Annotated in this window: 20 protein-coding genes and 2 pseudogenes; 9 read left to right on the plus strand and 13 right to left on the minus strand. The window is 66.2% G+C overall.

The genetic code is table 11. The annotated features are described in order from the left end of the window. Positions 1-145: 145 nt before the first annotated feature. The 6 genes from tkt to QF036_RS01995 all read left to right on the plus strand — a co-directional run bounded on the left by tkt (position 146) and on the right by QF036_RS01995 (position 6,387). Positions 146-2,296 (plus strand): transketolase, encoded by a 2,151-nt coding sequence (gene tkt / locus QF036_RS01970; protein WP_373460052.1) that lies wholly within the window; start codon positions 146-148, stop codon positions 2,294-2,296. 97 nt (positions 2,297-2,393) lie between these two features. Further along, positions 2,394-3,515: a transaldolase gene (gene tal / locus QF036_RS01975; RefSeq protein ID WP_307098740.1), complete on the plus strand. Its 1,122-nt coding sequence runs from the start codon at positions 2,394-2,396 to the stop codon at positions 3,513-3,515. A gap of 5 nt (positions 3,516-3,520) precedes the next feature. Beyond that, positions 3,521-4,240 (plus strand): ribulose-phosphate 3-epimerase, encoded by a 720-nt coding sequence (rpe, locus tag QF036_RS01980; RefSeq protein WP_307098744.1) that lies wholly within the window; start codon positions 3,521-3,523, stop codon positions 4,238-4,240. A gap of 10 nt (positions 4,241-4,250) precedes the next feature. Beyond that, positions 4,251-4,724, plus strand: coding sequence for a ribose-5-phosphate isomerase (locus tag QF036_RS01985; RefSeq protein WP_003802792.1), 474 nt, complete (start codon positions 4,251-4,253; stop codon positions 4,722-4,724). 39 nt (positions 4,725-4,763) lie between these two features. Further along, positions 4,764-5,783 (plus strand): class II fructose-bisphosphate aldolase, encoded by a 1,020-nt coding sequence (fbaA, locus tag QF036_RS01990; RefSeq protein WP_307098746.1) that lies wholly within the window; start codon positions 4,764-4,766, stop codon positions 5,781-5,783. A 34-nt stretch (positions 5,784-5,817) separates the two neighbouring features. Next, positions 5,818-6,387 carry a ribose-5-phosphate isomerase gene (locus tag QF036_RS01995; protein WP_307098748.1) on the plus strand — a complete coding sequence of 190 codons (570 nt, stop codon included), beginning with the start codon at positions 5,818-5,820 and terminating at the stop codon, positions 6,385-6,387. Between the two features lie 57 nt (positions 6,388-6,444). Here the strand turns inward: QF036_RS01995 and QF036_RS02000 are convergent. The 10 genes and pseudogenes from QF036_RS02000 to QF036_RS02045 form a co-directional block, all read right to left on the minus strand. Continuing rightward, positions 6,445-7,194: pseudogene (locus QF036_RS02000) on the minus strand (SDR family NAD(P)-dependent oxidoreductase). Then, positions 7,191-7,838 (minus strand): SDR family NAD(P)-dependent oxidoreductase, encoded by a 648-nt coding sequence (locus QF036_RS02005; protein WP_307105731.1) that lies wholly within the window; start codon positions 7,836-7,838, stop codon positions 7,191-7,193. Before QF036_RS02005 ends, QF036_RS02000 begins: the two are co-directional and overlap by 4 nt. Beyond that, positions 7,805-7,960 (minus strand): annotated as a pseudogene (locus tag QF036_RS02010) (SDR family NAD(P)-dependent oxidoreductase); the annotation flags it as partial. The gene QF036_RS02005 and the pseudogene QF036_RS02010, both read right to left, overlap by 34 nt. A gap of 4 nt (positions 7,961-7,964) precedes the next feature. Then, the gene (locus QF036_RS02015) at positions 7,965-9,440 is read right to left on the minus strand and encodes a gamma-aminobutyraldehyde dehydrogenase (RefSeq protein ID WP_307098750.1); all 1,476 of its coding nucleotides are present in this window, start codon (positions 9,438-9,440) and stop codon (positions 7,965-7,967) included. A gap of 34 nt (positions 9,441-9,474) precedes the next feature. Further along, the gene (locus QF036_RS02020; RefSeq protein ID WP_307098751.1) at positions 9,475-10,551 is read right to left on the minus strand and encodes a proline racemase family protein; all 1,077 of its coding nucleotides are present in this window, start codon (positions 10,549-10,551) and stop codon (positions 9,475-9,477) included. Continuing rightward, positions 10,548-11,462: a dihydrodipicolinate synthase family protein gene (locus QF036_RS02025; RefSeq protein WP_307098753.1), complete on the minus strand. Its 915-nt coding sequence runs from the start codon at positions 11,460-11,462 to the stop codon at positions 10,548-10,550. Before QF036_RS02025 ends, QF036_RS02020 begins: the two co-directional genes overlap by 4 nt. A 39-nt stretch (positions 11,463-11,501) precedes the next feature. After that, positions 11,502-12,752, minus strand: coding sequence for an NAD(P)/FAD-dependent oxidoreductase (locus QF036_RS02030; protein ID WP_307098755.1), 1,251 nt, complete (start codon positions 12,750-12,752; stop codon positions 11,502-11,504). Positions 12,753-12,791: 39 nt separating this feature from the next. After that, positions 12,792-13,673 carry an amino acid ABC transporter ATP-binding protein gene (locus QF036_RS02035; protein WP_307098757.1) on the minus strand — a complete coding sequence of 294 codons (882 nt, stop codon included), beginning with the start codon at positions 13,671-13,673 and terminating at the stop codon, positions 12,792-12,794. Then, positions 13,670-14,452 (minus strand): amino acid ABC transporter permease, encoded by a 783-nt coding sequence (locus tag QF036_RS02040; RefSeq protein WP_307098759.1) that lies wholly within the window; start codon positions 14,450-14,452, stop codon positions 13,670-13,672. Before QF036_RS02040 ends, QF036_RS02035 begins: the two co-directional genes overlap by 4 nt. A gap of 52 nt (positions 14,453-14,504) precedes the next feature. Continuing rightward, on the minus strand, positions 14,505-15,353 hold the full coding sequence (locus tag QF036_RS02045) for a substrate-binding periplasmic protein (protein WP_307098760.1): 849 nt from the start codon (positions 15,351-15,353) through the stop codon (positions 14,505-14,507). 504 nt (positions 15,354-15,857) lie between these two features. Here QF036_RS02045 and QF036_RS02050 point away from each other — a divergent pair. Then, positions 15,858-17,303 (plus strand): HNH endonuclease, encoded by a 1,446-nt coding sequence (locus tag QF036_RS02050; protein WP_307098762.1) that lies wholly within the window; start codon positions 15,858-15,860, stop codon positions 17,301-17,303. Between the two features lie 22 nt (positions 17,304-17,325). Here QF036_RS02050 and QF036_RS02055 read toward each other — a convergent pair whose 3' ends face one another. Continuing rightward, complete coding sequence (locus tag QF036_RS02055; protein ID WP_307098764.1) at positions 17,326-17,919, minus strand: short chain dehydrogenase; 594 nt, start codon at positions 17,917-17,919, stop codon at positions 17,326-17,328. A 6-nt stretch (positions 17,920-17,925) separates the two neighbouring features. Beyond that, positions 17,926-18,618, minus strand: a complete 693-nt coding sequence (locus tag QF036_RS02060) for a GntR family transcriptional regulator (RefSeq protein ID WP_307105732.1) — start codon at positions 18,616-18,618, stop codon at positions 17,926-17,928. Between the two features lie 568 nt (positions 18,619-19,186). Here QF036_RS02060 and QF036_RS02065 point away from each other — a divergent pair. After that, positions 19,187-20,692, plus strand: a complete 1,506-nt coding sequence (locus tag QF036_RS02065) for a CoA-acylating methylmalonate-semialdehyde dehydrogenase (protein ID WP_307098766.1) — start codon at positions 19,187-19,189, stop codon at positions 20,690-20,692. Between the two features lie 74 nt (positions 20,693-20,766). Here QF036_RS02065 and QF036_RS02070 read toward each other — a convergent pair whose 3' ends face one another. Next, on the minus strand, positions 20,767-22,377 hold the full coding sequence (locus QF036_RS02070; RefSeq protein WP_307098769.1) for a PucR family transcriptional regulator: 1,611 nt from the start codon (positions 22,375-22,377) through the stop codon (positions 20,767-20,769). 127 nt (positions 22,378-22,504) lie between these two features. On the opposite strand from QF036_RS02070, the gene QF036_RS02075 reads away from it, so the two are divergent. Further along, a complete protein-coding gene (locus QF036_RS02075; RefSeq protein WP_307098771.1) occupies positions 22,505-23,875 on the plus strand; it encodes an aspartate aminotransferase family protein in 1,371 nt (456 codons plus the stop codon). The last annotated feature ends 71 nt before the right edge of the window (positions 23,876-23,946 follow it).

Consider the following 23,946-nt stretch of genomic DNA (forward strand, 5'->3'; position numbering starts at 1 on the left):
TACGGCCGCCCAGTCCGAAAGTGTAGGAAAAACCGTCAGAAAACAGTGTTACCCCTACCCATTTGTTTCGGGAGTATGGGTGTCAACCGGAAATGCATCCGTTCGGCCGCTGCAGGCCGACGAACCGAATCAAAGGGGATTAATTGTGAATCCGACAGCAACCGCGACGCTTATCGCAGACAGCACCACAGCACTCGACTGGACGCCCGAGGACCAGCGGGCAGTGGACACACTCCGGGTTTTGGCCGCCGACGCCGTGGAGAAGGTCGGCAACGGCCACCCCGGCACCGCGATGAGCCTGGCTCCGGCCGCTTACCTGCTGTTCCAGAAGCTGATGCGGCACGACCCGCGCGACCCGGAATGGATCGGCCGTGACCGGTTCATCCTGTCACCGGGGCACTCCTCCCTGACGCTGTACAGCCAGCTGTTCTTCTCCGGCTACGGCCTGGAACTGAAGGACCTTCAGGCGCTGCGCACGTGGGGCGCGCTGACCCCCGGCCACCCGGAATACAAGCACACCCCGGGCGTGGAAATCACCACCGGCCCGCTGGGCCAGGGCCTGGCCTCCTCCGTGGGCTTTGCCTACTCCCAGCGCCGCCTGCGCGGCCTGTTCGACGCCGATGCTCCCGCCGGCGAGAGCCCGTTCGACCATACCATCTGGGTCATCGCTTCCGACGGCGACATCCAGGAAGGCGTGACCTCTGAGGCTTCGTCCCTGGCCGGCCACCAGGAGCTGGGCAACCTCGTGGTCATCTACGACGAGAACCACATCTCCATCGAAGATGACACCGACATCGCCTTCACCGAGGACGTCCTCAAGCGCTACGAAGCCTACGGCTGGCACACCCAGCGCGTGGACTGGACCGAGACCGGCGAATACGTCGAAGACGTCCAGGAGCTCTACTCCGCGCTCCTGGCTGCCAAGGCTGAGACCTCCAAGCCGTCCATCATTTCGCTGCGCACCATCATCGGCTACCCGGCCCCGAAGAAGCAGAACACCGGCAAGATCCACGGTTCAGCCCTCGGCGCCGACGAAGTCGCAGCCCTGAAGGAAGTGCTGGGCTTCGACCCCGCCAAGTCCTTCGAGGTTGACGAGGACGTGCTGGCCCACGCCCGCCAGGTCGTGGACCGCGGCGCGGCCGCCCGCAAGGAATGGGAAGAGTCCTTCGCCGCCTGGCAGTCCGCCAATCCGGAAGCCGCTGCCCTGCTGGAGCGCGTCGAGGCCCGCCGGCTCCCCGCCGAACTCGAGGCCGCCCTGCCGGTCTTCGAAGCAGGCAAGGACGTCTCCACCCGCGCCGCGTCCGGTAAGGTCCTGAACGCCATCGGCCCGGTCATGCCGGAACTCTGGGGCGGCTCGGCCGACCTCGCAGAATCCAACAACACCACGATCGAAGGCTCACCGTCGTTCATCCCGGCTTCCCGCTCCACGGAAGCGTGGAAGGGCAACCCCTACGGCCGCGTCCTGCACTTCGGCATCCGCGAGCACGCCGCTGCCTCGATCGTGAACGGCATCTCCCTGCACGGCAAGACCCGCGCGTTCTCCGGTACGTTCCTGATCTTCAGCGACTACCAGAAGCCGGCCATCCGCCTCGGCGCCCTGATGGGCGTCCCGTCCATCTATGTGTGGTCGCACGACTCGATCGGCCTCGGCGAGGACGGCCCCACCCACCAGCCGGTGGAACAGCTCGCCACCCTCCGTGCGATCGTCGGCCTGGACGTCGTCCGCCCGGCCGACGCCAACGAGGTTGGCATCGCGTGGAAGACCATCCTGGAGAACCACGAGAACCCGGCCGGCATCGTCCTGACCCGCCAGAACATCCCCACCTACGAGCGTGGCGAAGGCGCAGCTGAGGGCGACACCTTCGCTTCCGCGGCTGGTGTGGCCAAGGGCGGCTACGTGCTGGCCGAGGCATCCAAGGACGGCAAGACCGTGGACGCGCAGGTCATCCTGATCGCCACCGGCTCGGAAGTCCAGCTGGCCGTCCAGGCCCGCGAAGCCCTCCAGGCCGAAGGCATCGCCGCCCGCGTGGTGTCCATGCCATGTGTCGAGTGGTTCAACAAGCAGGACGCCGCCTACCGCGAGGCTGTCCTGCCCGCTGCGGTCAAGGCCCGCGTTTCCGTTGAAGCAGGTCTTGCCCTGGGCTGGAAGGAATTTGTCGGCGACGCCGGCCGCTCCGTCAGCCTCGAGCACTACGGCGCATCCGCCGACTACAAGCGCCTGTTCCAGGAATTCGGCATCACCGCGGAAGCAGTCGCTGCCGCCGCCAAGGACTCCCTCGCCGCCGCGGGCAACTAATTCCCACCCGCGCTGCGGCCGGTGCCGCGGGACGGCCCCCACGGGCGTCCCGCGGCACTGCCAACTGTCATCATTTTCGAAGGAAGAAGCAGAAGCCATGACCAACGCAACACCCACCGCACAGCTTTCCGACGCCGGTTTGTCCATCTGGCTGGACGACCTCTCCCGTGAGCGGCTCGACAGCGGCAGCCTGCAGAAGCTCATCGACCAAAAGAACGTCGTCGGCGTAACCACCAACCCGTCCATCTTCCAGGCCGCGATCACCTCCGGCACGGACTACGATGCAAAGATCGCCGAACTCGCCGCGCAGGGCGCCGGCGTCGAGGAGACGATTTTCGAGATCACGACGGCGGACGTCGCCGACGCCTGCGACCTCTTCGCCCCGATCGCCGCCGCCACCAACGGTGTCGACGGCCGTGTCTCCATTGAAGTCGACCCCCGCCTCGCCTGGGACACCGCCGGCACGATCGCCGAAGCCAAGAACCTCTACAAAAAGGTCGACAAGGACAACGTCCTGATCAAGATCCCGGCCACGATTGAAGGCCTGGAAGCCATTACTGCCGTGCTGGCCGAGGGCATCAGCGTCAACGTGACCCTGATCTTCTCACTCGAGCGGTACCGCGCAGTCATCAACGCCTTCCAGGCCGGCCTGAAGCAGGCCATGGACAACGGCCACGACCTCTCCAACATCCACTCCGTCGCGTCATTCTTCGTTTCGCGCGTGGACACCGAAATCGACAAGCGCCTGGACGCCATCGGCACCGACGCGGCCAAGGCCCTCAAGGGCAAGGCCGGCGTTGCCAACGCCCGCCTGGCCTACCAGGTGTACGAGGAGCTCTTCTCCACCGAACGCTGGGCGGTGCTCGCCGAGGCCGGCGCGCGCCCGCAGCGCCCGCTGTGGGCTTCCACCGGCGTGAAGGACCCGGCCTACCCGGACACCCTTTACGTCACCGAACTGGTTGCCGCCGGCATCGTGAACACCATGCCGGAGAAGACCCTGGACGCCACGTTCGACCACGGCGTGGTCACGGGCGACACCATCACCGGCACTTACCGGGAAGCGAACACCGTCCTCAACGCCCTCGAGAACCTCGGCATCTCCTACAACAACGTCGTCGCCCTCCTGGAATCCGAAGGCCTGGACAAGTTTGTTGCCAGCTGGAAGGAACTGCTGGCCGACGTCAACGGCGCCCTCTCTACCGCACGGAAGGCCTCCTAGACATCATGTCCATTTCACCCCTAAATTGCTGTATCAACCCCAGCATCCTCTCGGCCGACTTCGTCAACCTGGAAGCCGAGTTGGCCCGCATCGGCAACGCCGACGCCGTGCACGTGGATGTCATGGACAACCACTTCGTGCCGAACCTGACCATTGGCCTGCCCGTCGTCGAGCGGATCCAGAAGGTCAGCCCCGTGCCGCTGGACGCGCACCTGATGATTTCCAATGCCGACCGCTGGGCGCCCCAGTTCGCCGACGCCGGCCTGAGCTCGGTGACCTTCCACGTCGAGGCGTCAGACGCCCCCATCAAGCTCGCCCGCGAACTTCGCGCACGCGGGTCCAAGGCAGGCATGGCACTGCGCCCGGCCACGCCGGTGGAGCCCTACCTGGACATGCTCCCCGAACTGGACATGTTGCTGATCATGACGGTGGAACCGGGCTTTGGCGGCCAGGCATTCCTGGACGTCATGCTGCCCAAGATCCGCCGCGCCCGCGCCGCGGTTGACGGTTCCGGGGTCGACGTCGCCATCCAGGTCGACGGCGGCATCACGGAAGAAACCATCATCCGCGCCGCCGAGGCTGGCGCCAACGTCTTCGTCGCCGGATCGGCCGTGTACGGCAAGCCGTCACCTGAGGACGCTATTGAGTCGCTGCGAGCAAAGGGCCAACTCGCCTTCGGCCCAACAGCATCGCGCCCCAACAATGTCGTACTCCAACAAGCCTGAAGGGCCACTCATGCGCGTTCACATCGCAACCGACCACGCCGGCATGGAGCTGAGCTCCCACCTCATCACGGCACTGTCAGCCAGCGGCTACGAGATGGTTGACCACGGGCCGGCCACCTACGACGCCGAGGACGACTACCCGGCCTTCTGCATCAACGCCGCCACCGCCGTCGTGGCCGACCAGGCCGCGGGCGTGGACGCCCTCGGGATCGTGCTGGGCGGCTCAGGCAACGGTGAGCAGATCTCCGCGAACAAGGTCAAGGGCGTGCGTGCTGCGCTGGCTTGGAACTTGGACACGGCCAAACTCGCGCGTCAGCACAACAATGCCAACGTCGTCGCAGTTGGCGGGCGCCAGCACACCGTTGAAGAGGCCACCGAACTGATCAAGGCATTCCTGGCCGAACCATTCACCAATGCCGAACGCCACGAACGCCGCATCGGCAAGATTGCCACTTATGAGTCCACCGGCGAGGTTGCCGAGTAATTCGGCGCTTCACCCAGACATCCGGAGCAAGGAGTCCGCATGCCCATTGCAACCCCAGAGATCTATGCCGACATGATCGACCGTGCCAAGAAGGGCGGCTTCGCGTTCCCGGCCGTGAACGTGACGTCCTCGCAGACGCTGAACGCGGCGTTGCGCGGTTTCGCGGAGGCCGAGTCTGACGGCATCGTGCAGGTTTCCACCGGCGGTGCGGCGTACTGGTCCGGTGCCTCGACCAAGGACATGGTTGCCGGGTCGCTGGGCTTCGCCGCGTTTGCCCGTGAGGTGGCCAAGAACTACAACGTGAACATCGCCCTGCACACGGACCACTGCCCCAAGGACAAGCTGGACGGTTTCGTGCTGCCGCTGCTGGCCGCGTCCGAGGCCGAGGTCAAGGCCGGCCGCAACCCGATCTTCAACTCGCACATGTGGGACGGTTCGGCTGAGACGCTGCAGGAAAACCTGCGGATCGCCCGTGAGCTGCTGGACCGTACCGCTGCCGCGAAGATGATCCTTGAGGTCGAGATCGGCACGGTCGGCGGCGAGGAGGACGGCGTTGAGAACGAGATCAACGAGAAGCTGTACACCACGGTCGAAGATGCGCTGGCCACGGTGGAGGCGCTGGGGTCGGGTGAGAACGGCCGCTACATCACGGCGCTGACCTTCGGCAATGTGCATGGCGTGTACAAGCCGGGCGGGGTGAAGCTGCGCCCGGAGATCCTGAAGGACATCCAGGCCCAGGTCGGTGCGAAGATCGGCAAGGACAGCCCGTTCGACCTCGTGTTCCACGGCGGCTCGGGTTCCTCGGACCAGGAGATCGCGGACGCCGTGTCCTACGGCACGATCAAGATGAACATCGACACGGACACCCAGTACGCGTACACGCGTCCGGTGGCGGACCACATGTTCAAGAACTATGACGGCGTGCTGAAGGTCGACGGCGAAGTGGGCAACAAGAAGACCTACGACCCCCGCGTCTGGGGCGCCTCCGCCGAAGCCGGCCTCGCAGCCCGCGTGGTGGAAGCAACCCAGCAGCTCGGCTCCGCCGGCAAGACCCTCTAGCCAATTACCACCACTACACGTTGAAAGTGATCACATGAGCACTGAACCATCATCAGCCGCTGGGCGCGGAGCCAGGGCTGCGTACCGGGTCCACATAGGCACCGACCACGCGGGTCTTGAATTGAGCCGTTCGCTGCAACAGGAACTGACCAGCCTGGGGTATGACGTGGTGGACCACGGGCCGACGGCATACGACGCAGAGGACGACTATCCGGCCTTTTGCATCGGTGCCGCTGAGGGCGTCGCCCGCGACATCAACGACAACCGGCCAAGCCTCGGCATCGTCATCGGCGGCTCCGGCAACGGCGAACAGATCGCGGCGAACAAGGTCAGGGGCATCCGCGCCGCCTTGGTCTGGAACGAGTCAACTGCGCGGTTGGCCCGGCAGCACAACGACGCGAACGTCATCGCCATCGGCGCCCGCGAACACACGCCGGAAGAATGCCTCAAATTCGCGGTCCTTTTCCTCCAAGAGCCCTTCACTCATGACTCCCGGCACAAACGCCGTATCGCGCAGATCGCGGACTACGAAACCTGCCTCACCCCGCTGGCATGCGAGATCAGTCGAAGGGACGCCCTGGCGCGCATCAGCGTCAGCGTATGAAACGTCCCCTACGCGCCGGCTGAAATCCGGTAGTGAAACCCCAGCCGGTCCTCAACCTCACCGCACGTAATCCCCGCCGGTGATGTCGATCGTCGCCCCGGTGGTGTGCCGGGAACGGCCCGACGCCAGGAAGGTGATCACCTCGGCGACGTCCTCCGCCGGCGTGACTTCACCCAGCGGAAGCCCCTCGAGCATCGGATCGTCAGGCGGGATGTGCGCGGAGATATCCGTCGCCACCCAGCCAGGCGCCACCGCGTAGGCGAGGATGTTCTCCTTCGCGTAGCCGCGGACGATGCCCTTCGTGAGGGCGAGCAGCCCGCCCTTCGCCGCGCCGTAGGCGAGGTGCTCGGCGTCGTCCCCCCGGTGCGCCGAGCGGCTGGTGACGTTGACGATGATGCCACCGCCCCGCGAACGGAAGCCGAGGATGGCCTCGCGTCAGAGGTCGGCAGGGGCCAGCAGGTTCAGCTCGTAGTTGGCCGCCCAGCCCTGCCGCCATGCGCCGGCGTCATCGATGTCGGACGCCAGCCACGCCCCGGCATTGTTGATCAGGACGTCGACGCCGCCGCGCCAGTCGGCCGCCTCGGCCCATACCCTGCGACGCTCGGCCGGACCCCGCAGGTCGCCCTGCACCAGCTGCACCCGCCCGCCGAGGCGGTCCGCCGTGGCCCGGGCGGAGTCCTTGTCGTTGCCATAATGCAGGACCACATGCGCGCCCTCGCGGTGGAGGGCCACCGCCGTCGCGGGGCCAATGCCGCGCGAGGCGCCGGTGACCAGGGCCGTCCTGCCCGCCATCCCTGTGCCGCTCATGCGACGGCCTGCGCGCCGGTGATTTCGACGACGGAGCCGCAGATGTACGGCGCCTCGTCCGAGGCGAGGAACGCCACAAGTGCGGCCACTTCCTCGGGCTTGCCGATGCGCCCGAACGGCACGAGTGCCTCGAGGTCGGCCACGGTACGGCCGTTGCGGGCCAGCCCGGATTCGAGCATGGGCGAGTGGACCTCACCCGGTGCGACGGCGTTGACCCGGATGTTGTTCGGGGCGTAGTCGCGGGCCAGGTTCTTGGTGAATGCGACGACGGCGGCCTTGGACACGTTGTAGGCAATGTGCGCCGGCGCCGGATACAGGCCCCACTGGGAAGCCGTGTTCACGATGGCCCCGCTGCCAGCCTCTATCATGTGCGGAAGGACGGCCCGGCACAGGTGGAACAGCGAGTCGACGTTGACCGCGAAGGAGAGATCCCAGTCGTGCTCCGTGAGGGAGAGCAGGTCCCCGCGCCGGTTGACGCCGGCATTGTTGGCCAGGACGTCGAGCCGGCCGCGGCTTTCGACGATCTGCCCGGCCGCCGCGGAGGCCTCGGGGTCGAGGAGATCGAAGACCAGCGGCTCGGCGAGAGGCCCTCGCCAACGAGGCCGTCGGCGACTTCCTTGGCCGCTGCCTCGTTGACGTCGCAGATGAAAACGTGGGCGCCTTCGGCGGAGAGGCGCCGGCTGATCGCGGAGCCGATGCCGCCGCCGGCCCCGGTGACCAGGGCCGTCTTGCCGTCGAAGCGTCCGGTGAGTCCCGTCGTCGTCAATGCTTTAGTCCGCCAGGGAGAAGATGGTGCGGTGCCAGGCCTTGGCCTTTTCCCCGGTGAGGTCGTACATGATGTGTTTGACCACGGTGTATTCGTCGAAGGAGTAGGTGGACATGTCCTTGCCGAAACCGGACTGCTTCATGCCGCCGTGGGGCATTTCGCTGATGATCGGGATGTGGTCGTTGACCCAGACGCAGCCTGAACGGATTTCGCGGGTGGCGCGCAGGGCGCGGTAGACGTCCTTGGTCCAGGCGGAGGCGGCAAGGCCGTAGGGGGTGTCGTTGGCGAGTTCGATGGCTTCGTCGTCGGTGTCGAACGGGGTGACGGCCAGGACGGGGCCGAAGACTTCGTCGCGGAAGATTTCGCTGTCCGGGGTGGCGTCGGCGACGAGGGCGGGCCGGTAGTAGGAGCCGTTGGCGAGCTCACCTTCGGGGATTCCGCCTCCGATGACGCGGGCGTAGCCGCGGGCGCGGTCCACCATCTCGGCGACCTTGTCGCGGTGGCCCTGGGAGACAAGCGGGCCGAGATCGGTGGCGGGGTCGGAGGTGGGGCCGAGCTTGACCTTGGCGTAGAGGTCCGCGACGCCGGCGATGAAGTCCTCGTACAGGGAACGGTGCACGATGGCCCGGGTGGCTGCTGTGCAGTCCTGCCCGGTGTTGATCAAGCTTCCGGCGACGGCGCCATGGATCGCAGCCTCAAGGTCGGCGTCGTCGAACACCACGAAGGGTGCCTTGCCGCCGAGTTCCAGGTGGACCCGCTTGGCGGTGGTGGCGGCGGCGTCCAGGACGGTGCGGCCCACGCCGGTGGAGCCGGTGAAGGAGAGCATGTCCACGTCCGGGTGGCGCAGCAGTTCCGCGCCGACGGTGGAGCCACGGCCGGTGATGACGTTGATGACGCCGTCCGGGACGCCTGCCTCGGTGGCGACCTGGGCGAACAGCAGCGTAGTGAGCGGGGTGATCTCGGCGGGCTTGAGGACGATGGTGTTGCCGGCGGCGATGGCGGGCAGGATCTTCCAGGCGGCCATCTGCAGAGGGTAGTTCCATGGCGAGATGGAGCCGATGACGCCGATCGCTTCGCGGCGGATGGAGGACGTGTGGTCCGCGGAGTATTCGCCCGTGGCCTTGCCCTCGAGGTTGCGGGCAGCTCCGGCGAAGAAGGCGATGTTGTCGATGGTGCCCGGGACGTCGAACTCGCGGGTAAGACGGATCGGTTTGCCGGCCTGACGGGATTCCAGTTGGGCGAATTCCTCGGCGCGCTCTTCCATGAGCGCGGCGAACCGGGTGAGGACGGCCGAGCGTTCGGCCGGGGTTGCCCGGGACCAGGCCGGGAACGCGTCCCGCGCGGCTTGGACCGCGAGCTTGACCTCGTCGCTGCCGGCAACGCTGATGGTGGCGACGGTGGTTCCGTTGGACGGGTCGATGACGTCCGCGGTTTCCCCGGTGGTGCCCTCGAGGACCTTGCCGTTAATGAACTGGCTCACAACTCCTGCTTTCAGTCGTTCGAAAAGTGTTTGGTTAGGCGCCGGGCGCCCAGATGTCGCCCACGGTGTAGCCGGTGGGGAAGGGGTCTGTGGGGTCCAGGATCCACTGGCTGTGTCCTGTCACCCAGCCCCGCCCCGTGACGGTGGGGAGGACCGCCGCCCGGCCGCCGACCGTCGTCGTGCCAGTGAGGCGGCCGATGAATTCGCTGCCGATGATGCTGTGGTGGGAGAAGTCTTCCCCGACGGCAAGCTGGCCGCGGGCGTGCAGCGCGGCCATGCGGGCGCTGGTGCCGGTGCCGCAGGGGGAGCGGTCCAGCGCGCCGGTCCAGGTGGACGGATCGGACGGGACGAGCTTGCCGTTGGACAGCACAACGGTGTTGCGGTCCTGCCGGCCCGCCACCCGGTCCCCGGTGTGCAACATGATCAGGTTGACGCCGCTGATGAGCGGGTTGTCCGGGTGGCTGACGCTGATCTGCTCCAGCGCGGCCATCTTGATGAGCGCTCCGGCGCGCGCCAGGTCCTTGCCGTTGTCCGGGTGCAGTTCCAGCCCGACGTCGGATGCCTTGGCCTGGGCGAAGAACTGGCCGCCGAACACGACGTCGACAGGAACCGTGCCCAGTTCGGGCACCTCGAGCGGAAAGTCTAGTTCGACGACGAACGCCGGGACGTTCACGACCGTTACCGAGAGGACCTTGCCCTCGTGCACCTTCGCCACCGCCTGGACAGTGCCCACCGCGGTGTCGATGGTGACGACCGTTTCCGGGCTGCGGGCGGGGACGATGCCGGCCTCCAGCACCGCGGTGACGGCGCAGATGGTGTTGGAACCTGACATCGGGGTGAACCCGCCCTGCTCCAGGACGACGATGCCGAAGTCGGAGCCTTCGTTCACCGCGGGCAGGATGATCACCGAGCAGAGTCCCGGGTAGCCGCGCGGCTCATGGAGCATGAGCCGGCGCAGCCAGTCCAGGTTTTCCTTGCAGTACTGCAGGCGCTCCACCATCGTGTCGCCACGGACAAGCCCGGCGGCGGAGGTCAGGATCCGTCCGGGCTCGCCCTCTGCGTGCACCTCGATGGCGTCGAGGGCGAGTCTGCTGGTGGAGCGCTGGCTCATGCTGCCACTGCCGGGATGACGCCCGCGTTCTGCAGGATGGCGGCGAAACGCTCGCGCTCCTCGGCGGGGAGGGGCAGGATCGGCAGGCGGGCAGGTCCGACCGGGTGACCGATGAGTTCCAGGCCGGCCTTGATGCCTGCCACGTAGTTGACCGACTCGAGGAAGTCGCTGATGGCCCAGAGGTGCTTCCACAGTTCGCGGGCGCGGTCCAGATCCTTCTGCTCGGCGAGGGCTTCCCAGAATTCGACGGCGAGTTCGGGAACCACGCCGGCGGTTCCCCAGACGGAGGCTTCGGCGCCGCTGGCGATGCCGAAGAACGTCAGGGTGTCCCAGCCGTTGAAGGCCTTGATGCTGTCGGTGTGGTTGGCGAGCAGTTCTGCCAGACCCACGGCGTCGTCGGAGGTGTTCTTGATGTAGTCAACGCCGTCGATGTGGCCCAGTTCAGCGAGTTCGGCGGCGGTGAGCCGGATGCCGGTGGCGCCGGGGACGTTGTAGTAGACGATCGGCAGGGTGATGGAGCCGGCGACGGCGGACAGGAACGCCTTGAGGGTGGTGAAGTCGAGGGGGTCATAGAACGGCGGGACCAGCATGATGGCGTCCGCGCCGACGGTCTCGGCGTGCTGGGCGAGGTCGATGGCGCCCTGGGTGGAGAGTGCGCCGATGCCTGCGACGACGGGGATGCGGCCGTCGGCGCCCTTGACGTAGAGCTCGATCACGCGGCGGTATTCGTCAGCGGAAAGCGTCGTGAATTCGCCCGTGGTGCCGGTGGGCACGATGCCGTGGATCCCGGCCGAAACCAGGCGCTCCACCTGGTGCTGCAGCGCGGCTTCGTCGATCGCGCTGCCGTCCTCGGTGAACGGGGTGGTGACTGCTGCGAGGATGCCGCGGAGGTCCTTCTTGGTGCGTGACATGTTTCTGTGGGTCCTTTCGTAGATGAAGTCGGGGAGGCTTCAGCCCGCGTGGTTGCGGGGCAGGAAACGGGCTGAGGTGAAGGGAAGCAGGGCCGGGCTCTTCCTGCCCTGCAGGATGAGGTTGGTCAGGGCTGCGGCGCTGCCGGGTGCCAGGGTGACACCGAGCATGCCGTGCCCGGTGGAAACAAACGTGTTGCTCAGGCCGCCCAGGGCGCCGATGACCGGCATGCCGTCCGGGGTCATGGGGCGGATGCCGGCCCGCGGGGTCACTGGTTCGGTGGGCGGTTCCCAGCCCCTGAAGTACGTGCGCGGCGCCCGCAGGATCGCATCGATCCGGACCTGGTTGATCTTCTCGTCCAGGCCGCCGAATTCCATGGTTCCGGCCAGGCGCAGACGGGCGTTGAACGGGGTCACGGCCACCTTCGCGTCGGAGAGGTTCACCGCGCCCTTCAGGCCGTAGGCGGGGACTTCGAGGCTGTAGCCCTTGCCCGGCCGGACCGGAATGGGTGCCTTGAACAGTTTGGAGAGCGGGCCGGTCCAGGCGCCTGCAGCGAGAACGAACCGGTCGCCGTCGAACTTTTGCTCACCGCTGTGAACAGCGGTGACGGTGCTGCCGTTGAACGTGACCCGGTCGATGGGGGAGTTTTCGATGATCTGCACGCCCATCTCCACCAGCCGCTTGTGCAGGGCCGTGACCATGGCGCCCGGATCGACGTGCCGTTCCTGCGGGAAGTAGATGCCGCCGTAGACGGCGTCGGTGAGGAGCGGTTCGTGGTTCCGGACGTCGTCGCCCACCAGGACCTGCGGGTCCAGGTCGAAGGACTTGGGCAGGTCCAGGTTGTCCAGGTGGTGCTCGAGGTTTTCCTTCTGCGTGAAGGCCATCAGCAGGCCCTCACTGTGCATTTCGAAGTCCATGCCGTCGGCACGATATTCGTCGAAGGTCTCGATGGTGTGCTGCGCCAGGCGCAGGTGCCCTTCGAAGCCGGCCCGCTGGTCCTGGAAGTTGGACCGGCGCCACATGTTGAACATGAACTTCAGGAAGCCCGGCTGCACGGAGGGCCTGATGTACAGGGGGCTGTCCGGGCGCAGCATCCACTTCAGGGACTGAAGAACGACGCCGGGTCCCGGCACGGGTGCCGCCTCTGCCGGCACGATCCAGCCGGCATTGACCTCGGAGGCGCCCAGGCCGGTGGCCCGGGCATCGATGACGGTGACGTTCTCGCCCTCACGGGCCAGGTGGTAGGCCTGCGTGAGGCCGATAACGCCGCCGCCAATTACAACGGTGTGCACTGTGTTTCCTTTCTTGGTCCGCTTTTTAACCCGGCCGGGCTAGAAACGGACGGCGTCCACAAACTTCTTGAGGTCTTCGTTGTCGCAGTTGTCGAATGCGGCTTCCGGGGTGGCATTGACCGCGATTTCACCGTTGTGGAAGAACACCACGCGGTCGGCTGCCTTGGAGGCAAAGGCCATGTCATGGGTGACGAGTGCCACCGCGATGCCGTCCTCCTCCTTCAGCCGGCGCAGAACGTCCAGGACCTCGGCTGCGACGGGCGGGTCAAGGGCGGAGGTGATCTCGTCGCAGAGCAGGAGTTTGGGCTTCATCATCAGGGCCCGGGCGATGGCGACGCGCTGCCGTTCACCGCCGGAGAGCTGGGTGGGCTTGCTGAGGATGTGGTGCGCCATGCCCACTTCGGCCAGTGCTGCCTCGGCGCGGTCCCGGGCGTCCTTTGCTCCGGCGCCGCGAACCTTGCGGGGTGCCAGGACCAGGTTGTCCAGCACGTTCATGTGCGGCCATAGCGTGTAGGTCTGGAAGACCATGCCGACTTCGGAGCGGACGCTGTCCCATTCCTTGGTGCGCTGCTGTTCGGTGAATACGGTCTGGCCGTCGACGATGATCTGGCCCTCGTCGGGGTCGGTGAGTCCGGCCAGGGCTCGCAGCAGGGTGGACTTGCCGGAGCCGCTCTTGCCGATGATGACGGTGATGTCGCCCTTGTTCATCTGGAAGTCGACGTTCCTGAGGATCTGCCGGGGGCCGAAGCTCTTCTGGAGGCCGCGGGCCTCCACCAGGACCTGCCCGCTGCCGGCGCGGCCCGCGATGTGCTCCAGAGTTGTCACCTGGGTGCCCTTCTGTTCGCTTCCATCATTGTCCTTCTGCTGGCGGCTGGAAAGCTGCGTGCCGGCTGTCGAGTGGCTGGGTGCGGAGTGGCTCATGCCGGCACCGCCGTCCGCGAGTCTGCGGTCCGTGAACCCGGCGTCGGTGAGCCAGGCGTCCGGGAGCCCGGCATCATGCGGGAGACGAGTTTCCGGGGCGGCGGGCCGCCCATGCCGGAGCTGTTCTGCATCCGGCGTTCCAGTGCGCTTGTTGCCAGGGACACGGGGAAGGCGATGGCGAAGTAGACGATGGCGGCCAATGTGAAGACTTCCAGGGACCGGTACGTCTGGGAGGAGATGGTGTTGGAGATGAACATCAGGTCCGCGACGGCGATGGTGGAGACGAGGGCCGTGTCCTTGAACAGGGAGATGTTCAGGGACAGAATCACCGGCAGCTGCTGGCGAAGGGCCTGCGGAACGATGATGTAGCGAAGCTGCTGGAAGCGGCTCAGCTGCAGCATCCGCCCGGCTTCGACCTGTTCCACTGGCACCGACTGGAAACCGCTGCGGTAGGCCTCGGCCATGAAGGCCGTAAGGTTGGCCGTCAGCGCGATGACTGCCGAGACCTCACCGGGAAGGGTGACGCCGGTGAGTGCCGGCATGGCGTAGAAGATCCAGAACAGCTGGACCAGCAGCGGCGTGCAGCGGAATACCTCGATGTACGCCTGGGCGGCCCAACGGATGACCTCGATCTTGGACATGCGTCCTACGGCCACGGGGACGGCGAGGACCATGCTGATGGCAATGGTGATGAGGGTGATCTGGACGGTGATTCCGAGGCCCTGCATCATTGCAGGCAGTGCCCGGGCAACCACGTCCCAGTCGAAGTTGTAGTTCATGATGTCTTGGCTCCTTGCCGGGTGACTTCTTGCCAGATCAGTTCCTGGCAGGTCACTTCTTCTGGAGGTCGCCGAGGTTGTCCACCTCGAAGTAGTTGACCTTGGCGTAGGCCTGGGCGAGCTTGCCGCTCTTCTGCGCGCGCTCGATGGCGATGTTCACGATCTGCATCGAACGGGCGTCAACGCCGGCGGGTACACCGTAAGCGGCGGTGCCCGAGTAAATCGCCGGATCCGGCACGATGATCTTCAGTGTCTTGTCTGCCTGGGCCTGCGATTCAGCGGTGGGAAGGTCGGTGAATTCGGCGACGGCCCTGCCGGCCTGAATGGCGGAGATGGCGTTCGAGTAGGAATCCATGGGCATGATCTTGGACGTCAGGCCCTTCAGTGTGGCTTCCGGGGCTGCGCCCTGGGCGGTTGCAATCTGGCCGCCGCTCTGGATGATCTGGTCAGAGGTGGTGTGTGGCGAGTTGGCCTTCACCACGAACACGCCGGGGTATTCGTAGACGGGGTTCGTGAAGGAGATCGCCAGTGACCGCTCCACGGTGTAGTCCAGGTTGGCTGCGAAGTCGTAACGGTTGGCCTGCAGGCCGGCCACGATGTTCTTCCACTCCGCGGCCACCGGTACCAGTTTCACGCCCAGCTGCTTGGCGAGTTCCTCCAGCGGAATAAGGTTGGGCCCGCCCAGCGTTCCGTCGGCCTGCTGGACAGTCATGGGCGGAGCGATTGCGACGCCGACGCGGAGCTCGCCGCGCTTCTTGATTTCCTCGATGAACGTGCCCTGGGCCGAGCCGGTGGAAGCGGCGGCGCTGTTGCCGCGGAAGCCGCTGCCGAAGAAGCCTGCGGCTGCGGACAGTACGGCGATGGCGAGGACAGCAAGGACGATCTTGCTTGTTTTGGTCATTTTTAAACCCTCTTTACGGGAACGGGGTTACCGGGCTGGCAGCGGCGCTAAGCGCCGTCCACAGCTCGAAGGAAATTTGTGGCCGGCTGCCGGGGGTGCTGCCGGTTGGGGAGGTGGGGGACGGCGTAAGCAGTGTGCCGCCGTCATGGTTTGGTTGTTTTATTGTCAAACAATCTGCGCGCTGGTTCCAGAGTAGCGTTGTGACCCGAGCCACGTCCAGTACTTTTTTCGTTGGCCTTGAACCGGGGGAAATATTGCGGCAATGTGCTCACCACGGCACCCAACTGGGTAGCACTTCAGGGCGTTCTCAGGGCCGGAAGGCCCTGAGCTGCTACCTACTTTCGTTCTCCTGTGGAGCTGTGAAACCTATTGGTTCTCGCCTGCCAACCGGTGCCCGATCGGCCCTTAAATGTCGGACCGTCCCCCTAGTCTGGGAGTGTCCGGTCAGGGGAGAAGCCGGCAAGTGGGTTTCAGAAGGCCAGGTTTCCGGGAGGGAGAGGCGGCATGGACGTCCATGCGTTCGTCACCGACGACGAGGCGTGGGTTCCGGCTGTCGACTTCACGGACCAAGAGGATTCGCTGCTGACAGGCACCGTGAGCTTTCCGCTCCCCTCCTTCCTCACAGCCGACGAGGCGCTCTCCATGGTGGAGTCGACCGACCGGCTCATCGCCTGGGCAATAGCCATGAAAATGCGTGCCCTGGCGAGAGTCGAAGAAGCGATTGGCGAAGAATCCCCCCGGCGTCCAGAGAACCAACCGGTGCGCTTTGGCGGGGACGAGGTCCATGCGCTCGCCGTCAGTGAAGTGTCCACCGGCTGTGCGCTCACGGAAGGCGCAGCCGCGCGCTTCCTGAATAATGCCGCGGATCTGACGACGTCCCAGTGGGAAGTTCTTGAGGCGGTTGAGGCGGGCGAGATCTCCGAGGCGCACGCCCAGATCATTCTCGACCAGGCCCGCTCCCTGCCTGCCGAGCAGGCCGAAATGTTCGCTGCGGTGGCACTGCAGCGCACGCGGACACGGCAGGGCCGTCGCCGCACCCCGTCCGAGTTGCGTGCCTGCCTGCGGCGGTTGCGCGAGAGCCTTCATCCCGAGAGCCTCGCGGCGCGTAAGGAGTCTGCCCGGCGTGAGCGCGGTGTCTGGTTCACGCCCGAGCCGGACGGCATGTGCACGCTATCCGCGGTCCTCACGGCGGAAGTCGGGATGGCCATCTTTAATGGGCTCGACCGCGATGCACGGGAGGCCAGCGCACGGGCTGCAGAGCCCGTGTCCCTTCCTGGGCCCGGCGCTGCTCTTGGGCGCAGCGCACCTCCCGATCCCCGCACGCTCTCGGAGCTCCGCGCTGATGCGTTCGTGTACCGTTTTTTGGGCGCATCTGATGAGTCGGAATCTGGGGCATTCCGCGCCGAAGTTGTGGTGACCATTCCCGTCGGACTCGTCCTCGGTGACGGTGGTGTCCTCGGTGACGGCCTTGTCCTCGGCGACGGCTCAGGAACAGCCGAACTCGAAGGCTACGGTCCCGTTGACGCTGCCACGGTCCGGCGCCTGGCGGCCCTTGCGCCCACGTGGCAGCGGCTCTTCACTGACTGCACCACTGGCCAGGCCCTGGGTGTGGGCCGTGTGGCCTACCGTCCACCGAAGGCACTGCGCCGGTACCTATACTGCCGTGACGGGACCTGCCGATTCCCGGGATGCACGCGCCGGGCCGCCGCCTGCGAACCCGACCACACCATCGAGTGGCAGGACGGTGGCGCCACCGACGCCGGCAACCTGGCAATGCTCTGCCGAAAGCACCATGCGCTGAAGTCCATCGGCGCCTGGAGCTACAGGCAGTCGTCCCCAACCGGGGATCTTGAGTGGCGTTCGCCGCTTGGCAGGGAATACAGCACCGAAGCGGTGGATTTCGGCAAAGCCCTTTACCCGCCCAAGGAGCCAGAACCCCCGCCCTTCTAGGGTGGATCTATTGTGGTCTGGCTTAGTCCAGTGCGAAGACCTGGCCGGTCTGGATGCCCTCGACCGACTTCACGTATGCGCGTCCAACCTCATCGGCGGGCACCTGCGAGAACCCCGGGAAGAACTCGTGATAGCCGGACGCCTCGGCCAGAACTGTGGGGCTGACGGCATTGATCCGGATGCCGCGGGGCAGTTCGGCGGCGGCGGCCATCACGAACGACTCGAGGGCGCCGTTGGCCAGCGATGCCGCGGCGCCGGTCAGGATGGGCTCACGGGCGAGGACGCCGCTGGTCAGCGTGAAGGAGCCGCCGTCGGAAATGTACTCGGCGCCGAGCTGCACCAGGTTGACCTGGCCAAGGACCTTGTCCTCAAAGCCGGACGTGAAGTCCTTGTCCGTGAGCTCGGCGAGCGGCTTGAAGGGAACCGAGCCGGTGCAGGAGATGGCGGCATCTACCGTGCCCACCTGATCGAACATGCGCCGGATCGAGTCAGGTTCGGCCAGGTCCACGCTGATATCGCTCGAGCGGGAGGCTTCGAGTACCTCGTGCCGTCCCTTGAGTGCTGCGACTGCCGCGGAACCGAGCAGGCCGTTTGCGCCAACAATAAGAATCTTCATGGGCTGTTACTCCTTCTTCTTTTTATCCGTCTGGGGTGCGGCCGCACGTTGTGTGTCCAGCAGCGCGATGAGTTCCTTCGCGCTGTCGATCGTGTGTTCGGCGAAGGCTTTCCTGATGACCTCAAGGTCTTTGGTCCGAATGGCCTTGACGAGCTTCTCGTGCACGCGGTGGGCGCGGACGGGGTCTGCGCGGGTAGCCTGGTCCTGGGCGAGGATGATGGTGACGTGGGCTTCGGTGACGGGCCAGAGTCGCAGCAGCAGCGCGTTCTCCGACGCGGCCCACAGCTTGCGGTGGAAGGCCACGTGGCTTTCGTGCCGCACCACGGGATCCGGGTCCATCTCCACGCGGCTGTACTCGGCCCAGCTTTCCTCAACCATGCGCATGCGGCGCCCGGTCTCGTCTTCGATGATCGCTGTGACCGCGAGCATGTCCAGCGCCATGCGGGTGTTTGCCAGGTCCATAATGGCGGTCGTATCCAGGGTGGCCACCCGGAGCCCGCGGTAGGGCTCTTGAACAAGGAGGCCTTCCTGTGCCATCTGGTTCAGTGCTTCGCGGACCGTGGGCCTGCTGACATTGAGCCATTCGGACAGCTGGACTTCCGTCAGCTTTTCGCCCGGTTTGATGGTGCCCAGCACCACCGCGCGGCGGATTTCGTTGACCACGCCGTCCCGGCGGGAAACAGAGGCCACGGGTGACATTCTCACAGGCAGGGATATGGGCTCGGGTGACAGGTGCGTTTCCGCCATGCTCTTCCCCAATTGCTAGGTTCCGGTCTGCCTTAGACGCTGCAGATTGTCTGACAAAGTGTAACGGCTTCGCGGGCGCGCGTATAGGGGTGGGGGGATCGTGGCCAGCCGTTCCGGCTTGGCAGCCAGAGGGAGGGTGAACCGCCGATCGCCGGCATGACGCTTCCCTGACCCACGTACCTCTGGGTCAGGCCGGCCGCTGCCGACGCAGGCGCTGCAGGCTCGGCCTGCAGCGGGTACCACCATCCGGTCTGGGGGCAGTGTTCGCCGGTGCGGACGGCGGCGGCTTCCGATTGGGTGGCGGCAGGGGCGGGGCAGCGTCGTTTCATGGGGGCTCCTGGTTGGACGTGCTGGTGACATCACCGTAGGGCCGCGCGGTCCGCCGTCGGACGTGTACATATGTCGATCTGCATCTAACAGGTGTGACAAATGTAGGGCGCTGGCCGCCGTGTGGCCCAACTACGGTGGCTAGCAAGCCGCACCGGCGCCCCTGCCAACCATCCTGAAAGCGAGAAGAAGCGTGTCAGAAAACCAGGACCTTCCCGTACTGTCCCACTGGATTGGGGGAGAAGAAGCACTCTCCTCCGGTGACCGCACCGCGCCGGTCTTCGACCCAGCCCGCGGCACCGAGACCAAACGGGTGGCCCTTGCCAATGCCGGCGACATCGAGGCCGCCATCTCCTCCGCGCAGAAGGCCTTCCCGGCCTGGCGCGACCTGTCCATCACCAAGCGCCAGCAGATCATCTTCCGCTTCCGCGAACTGCTGAACGAGCGCAAGGGCGAACTGGCCCACATCATTACGGCCGAGCACGGCAAGGTAGTCTCCGACGCACTGGGCGAAATCACCCGCGGCCTGGAGGTCGTGGAACTGGCCACCGGCTTCCCGCACCTGATCAAGGGCGAGCACTCCGAGAACGTCTCCAGCGGCGTGGACGTCTACTCCACCAAGTCACCCCTCGGCGTCGTGGGCATCATCAGCCCGTTCAACTTCCCCGCGATGGTGCCGCTGTGGTTCCTGCCGATCGCCATCGCGGCCGGCAACGCCGTGGTCCTGAAGCCGAGCGAAAAGGACCCGTCGGCGGCCAACTGGCTCGCCGAGCTGTTCACCGAAGCGGGGCTGCCGAACGGCGTCTTCAACGTCCTGCACGGCGACAAGGAAGCGGTCGATGGCCTCCTGGAGCACCCCGACGTGAAGGCCATCTCCTTCGTCGGGTCCACCCCGATCGCCCAATACATCTACGAGACCGCCGCACGCAACGGCAAGCGCGTCCAGGCTCTCGGCGGTGCCAAGAACCACATGCTGGTCCTGCCCGACGCCGACCTCGACCTGACAGCCGACGCCGCCATCAACGCCGGCTTCGGTTCCGCCGGTGAACGCTGCATGGCCATCAGTGTCGTGGTCGCCGTCGAGCCCGTCGCCGACGAACTGATCGAAAAGATCACCTCCCGCATGGCCACACTTCGGATCGGCGACGGCCGCCGCAACTGCGACATGGGCCCGCTGGTCACCCGCCAGCACCGCGACAAGGTGGCCTCCTACATCGACGTCGCCATCGAGGACGGTGCCAAAGTGGTGGTGGATGGCCGCGGCATCAACGTTGACGGCGACGAGAACGGCTTCTGGCTCGGCCCCACCCTGATCGACGACGTCCCGGTCACCTCACGCGTCTACACGGAAGAGATCTTCGGCCCCGTCCTGGCCGTGGTCCGCGTACGCAGCTACGAGGAGGGCCTGGACCTGATCAACTGCGGCGCCTTCGGCAACGGCACCGCGATTTTCACCAACGACGGCGGCGCAGCCCGCCGCTTCCAGAACGAGGTCGAAGTGGGCATGGTGGGCATCAACGTGCCCATCCCCGTGCCCGTGGCCTACTACTCCTTCGGCGGCTTCAAGGACTCGATCTTCGGCAGCTCCAAGGCGTACGGCCTGCAGGGCTTCCAGTTCTTCACCCGCGAAAAGGCCATCACCTCCCGCTGGCTGGACCCGAGCCACGGCGGCATCAACCTCGGCTTCCCGCAGAACTAATCACGCGGAACACAGCGAATTGCAGTGAATAAGAGGGCAGGACCTCCGGCGCAACGTCGGGGGCCTGTCCTCTTTCATCCCTTCCGCAACTGGGTCTCTTCCAGGAACTGCACGGCGTCGAGGAACTGCAATGCGGCGAACAGCTCGAGCCGGTCCCGCATGCCGTCCAGGTTCAGCCCAAGGATCCTGCCGGCGGCGTCCACGCGGTTCCGCAGCGTGTGGCGGTGGACGCCGAGGCGCCGGGCTGTCTTGTCCCACACGCAGTCGTTCGCGAACCACTCCCGCACTGTGACCAGCAGTTCCGTCTGTTCCGCCGCGTCGTGTGCGATCAGCGGCTGCAGCAGTCCGCGCGCCACAGGACCGGCCTTCTCCTCGCGCAGCAGGCCGAGCATCCCGCTGTCGGACAGTTCGGAAAATTCGACGGCGGTCCGCCCCAGTTCTGCCGCGCGCCGCAGCGCGCGGGTGGCTTCTTCCAGGGCGCCGGAAAGCCCCGCGATCGCCGTCTCGGCGGAAACACCGCAGGCGCCGTGCCGCTGCAGCAGCTCCAGAACCTTGTCCTGGTGCAGCCGCCCGGCCAGGACCACCAAAAGGTCGCCGCGCAGGGCATAGAACACCGCGCCCCGGTAATCGTCGGCGAGCAGTTCCAGCGCCTCGAGCAGGTTCGGTGCCGGGTTCTCCTGCCGCGAGGCGGTCACCAGCAGCGGCTCCCGCGGCAGCTGTCCCCACACCTGCCGCGCCGTTCTAGCCGCGACGTCGGTGCTGCCCGCCAGCAGCTGCTCGAAGACACCGGCGCGGAGGTGCCTGCGGGCGGTATCGAGGGTGCGGGCCTGCTCAAGCGCCAGGCTGGCCAGACCGATCACGCTGTTGACGATGTCCGTCCGTGCCGGGTCCAGGGGCTCGATGGCCCCCAGGGCCAGCGCACCGCGGAGGCTGCCCTTCCGGCCAAGAGTCTGCAGTGTCACGGACTGGCCGCCGATGAGCAGATGCGAGGCCGAACGTGTCCCCAGGTCCAGGGCATTGCGGACCTTCGCCGTGACCTCGCCGGCAATGTCGGAGGGAACCGGACGGTTCCTCGGCATCCGGACGTAGTTGCCCGCGGCGTCGTAGAGCGCCACCCAGCTGTGCAGCTGGCGTTCCAGCTCCCCGAGGATCGAGGTCAGCCCGTCCGGGCGGAGGGCCGCGCGGGAGATGGCGCGCTGTGCCTGTAGCGACCATTCCGCCCGGGCATGTTCCTCCTTGGCCAGGTAGTCGGCCACCATGCGGATGATCGCGATGAACGGCGTCCGGTCCGGGACCTCCAATAACGGCAGCCCGTGTTTCCGGCAGGCTTCCTCCAGCGCCGGCGGCAGCGTCCCGTGGATCACCTGCGTCGCGAACCCCAGGCCCGCGATGCCATGCCCCACCAGACGCTCCACGTACTCGTCATAGGCTGAGCCGTTTGGCACGTCCGGTGCCTTGCCCCCGGAAGTGGCGCCCGCCGTCGTCGGCTCCCTGCCATCCGTCGGGAACTGCGTGCCGTCGGTGAGCAGCAGCTGCCCGGCGTCGAGGAACGGCGTGGGGTCCGCCAAATCGGAGCTGTGGACCCAGGTGATCGGCTCGTCGAGTTGGATGGAACCCACTTCCGGCACAACGAGGCGAAGCTTCAACGCCCGGCTGCGGAGAAGGACGTTCAGGCTTGGCGGCATGCCGGACCCCTAGGATGTGAAAACGTCGAATCGGATTGGACTGATTGTACAAAGGTATATGGGGTCGCGGTGGGCGTGGACCGGATGATGAAGGAACTCCCCATTCCTTCCACCGAGAGGAACCGTCATGGTCGCCAGCCAGGCACTCTTCGATGAAGCGGTCACGGCCGCAGTCACCAACGCAGCCGCTAGCAGCGCTGTCTCCAATGCCGACGTCGTCGCCCTGGACCGGGCCAACGTCTTCCATTCCTGGTCGGCGCAGAAAGCCCTCACCCCGATGGCCATCGCCGGCGGGTCCGGCAGCACGGTCTGGGACCACGACGGCAACACCTACCTGGACTTCTCCAGCCAGCTGGTGAACACCAACATCGGCCACCAGCACCCCAAGGTCATCGCCGCCATTGCGCAGCAGGCAACCAGCCTGGCCACCGTTGCGCCGGCCCACGCCAACCATGTCCGCGGCACGGCTGCAGCCAAGATCCTGTCCCATGCCCCGGCCAACATGGAGAAGGTCTTCTTCACCAACGGAGGCGCGGACGCGAACGAAAACGCCATCCGCATGGCCCGCCTGCACACCGGCCGCGACAAGGTCATCTCCCGCTACCGTTCGTACCACGGCAACACGGGCTCGGCGATCGTGGCCACCGGTGACTGGCGCCGCATCCCCAACGAATACGCCCGGGGCCACGTCCACGTTTTCGGACCGTACCTCTACCGGTCCGAATTCTGGGCAGAGACGCCGGAACAGGAGACCGAGCGCGCACTGCACCACCTGCGCCGCGTCGTCCAGGCCGAAGGTCCGCAGTCGGTCGCAGCCCTCCTGCTCGAAACCGTCCCCGGCACGGCCGGCATCCTCGTCCCGACCCCCGGCTACCTCGAAGGCGTGCGCGAGCTGTGCGACGAGTACGGCATCGTGATGATCCTCGATGAAGTCATGGCCGGCTTCGGACGCACCGGCGACTGGTTCGCCCTGGACGCGTTCAACGTCACCCCGGACCTCATCACCTTCGCCAAGGGCGTGAACTCCGGCTACGTCCCGGTGGGCGGCGTGATTATCTCCGGCGACATCGCGGCCACCTTCGACGAGCGCGTCTTCCCCGGCGGGCTGACCTACTCCGGGCACCCCCTCGCCGCAGCCTCAGTCGTAGCGTCCATCGAGGCCTTCGAGGAAGAGGACATCGTCGGCAACGCCGCGCGGCTCGGCCGCGACCACCTGGAACCCGGCCTTCGTGCGCTTGCCGAGCGCCACGGCGTCATCGGCGAGGTCCGCGGCCGCGGCGTCTTCTGGGCGCTGGAACTCGTCCAGGACCCGTCCACTCGGACGCCGGTTCCCGCCGAGTACATGGGCCGTCTCAAAGCAGAACTGCTGCGCCTCGGCCTGCTGCCCTTCATCGCGGACAACCGCATCCACGTGGTCCCGCCCGCCGTCGTGACGCCCAAGGAAGTGGCCACGGCCCTGGACATCTACGACCAGGCGCTTACCGCCGTCGTGCTCTAATTCCACGGAGTTTTTGTACAGCTACCGCGAGTTGAGGGGGCTTTAGAGCCCATTATCTGTACAAAAACTCC

It is taken from the genome of Arthrobacter globiformis (genome assembly GCF_030817195.1).
Taxonomy (GTDB): Bacteria; Actinomycetota; Actinomycetes; order Actinomycetales; family Micrococcaceae; genus Arthrobacter; species Arthrobacter globiformis_D.

Bases quoted from the DNA above. Each gene is read 5' to 3' on its own strand.
- tal (WP_307098740.1), top strand. From the start codon at position 2,394: ATGACCAACGCAACACCCACCGCACAGCTTTCCGACGCCGGTTTGTCC.
- rpe (WP_307098744.1), top strand. From the start codon at position 3,521: ATGTCCATTTCACCCCTAAATTGCTGTATCAACCCCAGCATCCTCTCG.
- QF036_RS01985 (WP_003802792.1), top strand. From the start codon at position 4,251: ATGCGCGTTCACATCGCAACCGACCACGCCGGCATGGAGCTGAGCTCC.
- fbaA (WP_307098746.1), top strand. From the start codon at position 4,764: ATGCCCATTGCAACCCCAGAGATCTATGCCGACATGATCGACCGTGCC.
- QF036_RS01995 (WP_307098748.1), top strand. From the start codon at position 5,818: ATGAGCACTGAACCATCATCAGCCGCTGGGCGCGGAGCCAGGGCTGCG.
- QF036_RS02020 (WP_307098751.1), bottom strand. From the start codon at position 10,551: ATGAGCCAGCGCTCCACCAGCAGACTCGCCCTCGACGCCATCGAGGTG.
- QF036_RS02025 (WP_307098753.1), bottom strand. From the start codon at position 11,462: ATGTCACGCACCAAGAAGGACCTCCGCGGCATCCTCGCAGCAGTCACC.
- QF036_RS02035 (WP_307098757.1), bottom strand. From the start codon at position 13,673: ATGAGCCACTCCGCACCCAGCCACTCGACAGCCGGCACGCAGCTTTCC.
- QF036_RS02040 (WP_307098759.1), bottom strand. From the start codon at position 14,452: ATGAACTACAACTTCGACTGGGACGTGGTTGCCCGGGCACTGCCTGCA.
- QF036_RS02045 (WP_307098760.1), bottom strand. From the start codon at position 15,353: ATGACCAAAACAAGCAAGATCGTCCTTGCTGTCCTCGCCATCGCCGTA.
- QF036_RS02050 (WP_307098762.1), top strand. From the start codon at position 15,858: ATGGACGTCCATGCGTTCGTCACCGACGACGAGGCGTGGGTTCCGGCT.
- QF036_RS02055 (WP_307098764.1), bottom strand. From the start codon at position 17,919: ATGAAGATTCTTATTGTTGGCGCAAACGGCCTGCTCGGTTCCGCGGCA.
- QF036_RS02060 (WP_307105732.1), bottom strand. From the start codon at position 18,618: ATGTCACCCGTGGCCTCTGTTTCCCGCCGGGACGGCGTGGTCAACGAA.
- QF036_RS02070 (WP_307098769.1), bottom strand. From the start codon at position 22,377: ATGCCGCCAAGCCTGAACGTCCTTCTCCGCAGCCGGGCGTTGAAGCTT.
- QF036_RS02075 (WP_307098771.1), top strand. From the start codon at position 22,505: ATGGTCGCCAGCCAGGCACTCTTCGATGAAGCGGTCACGGCCGCAGTC.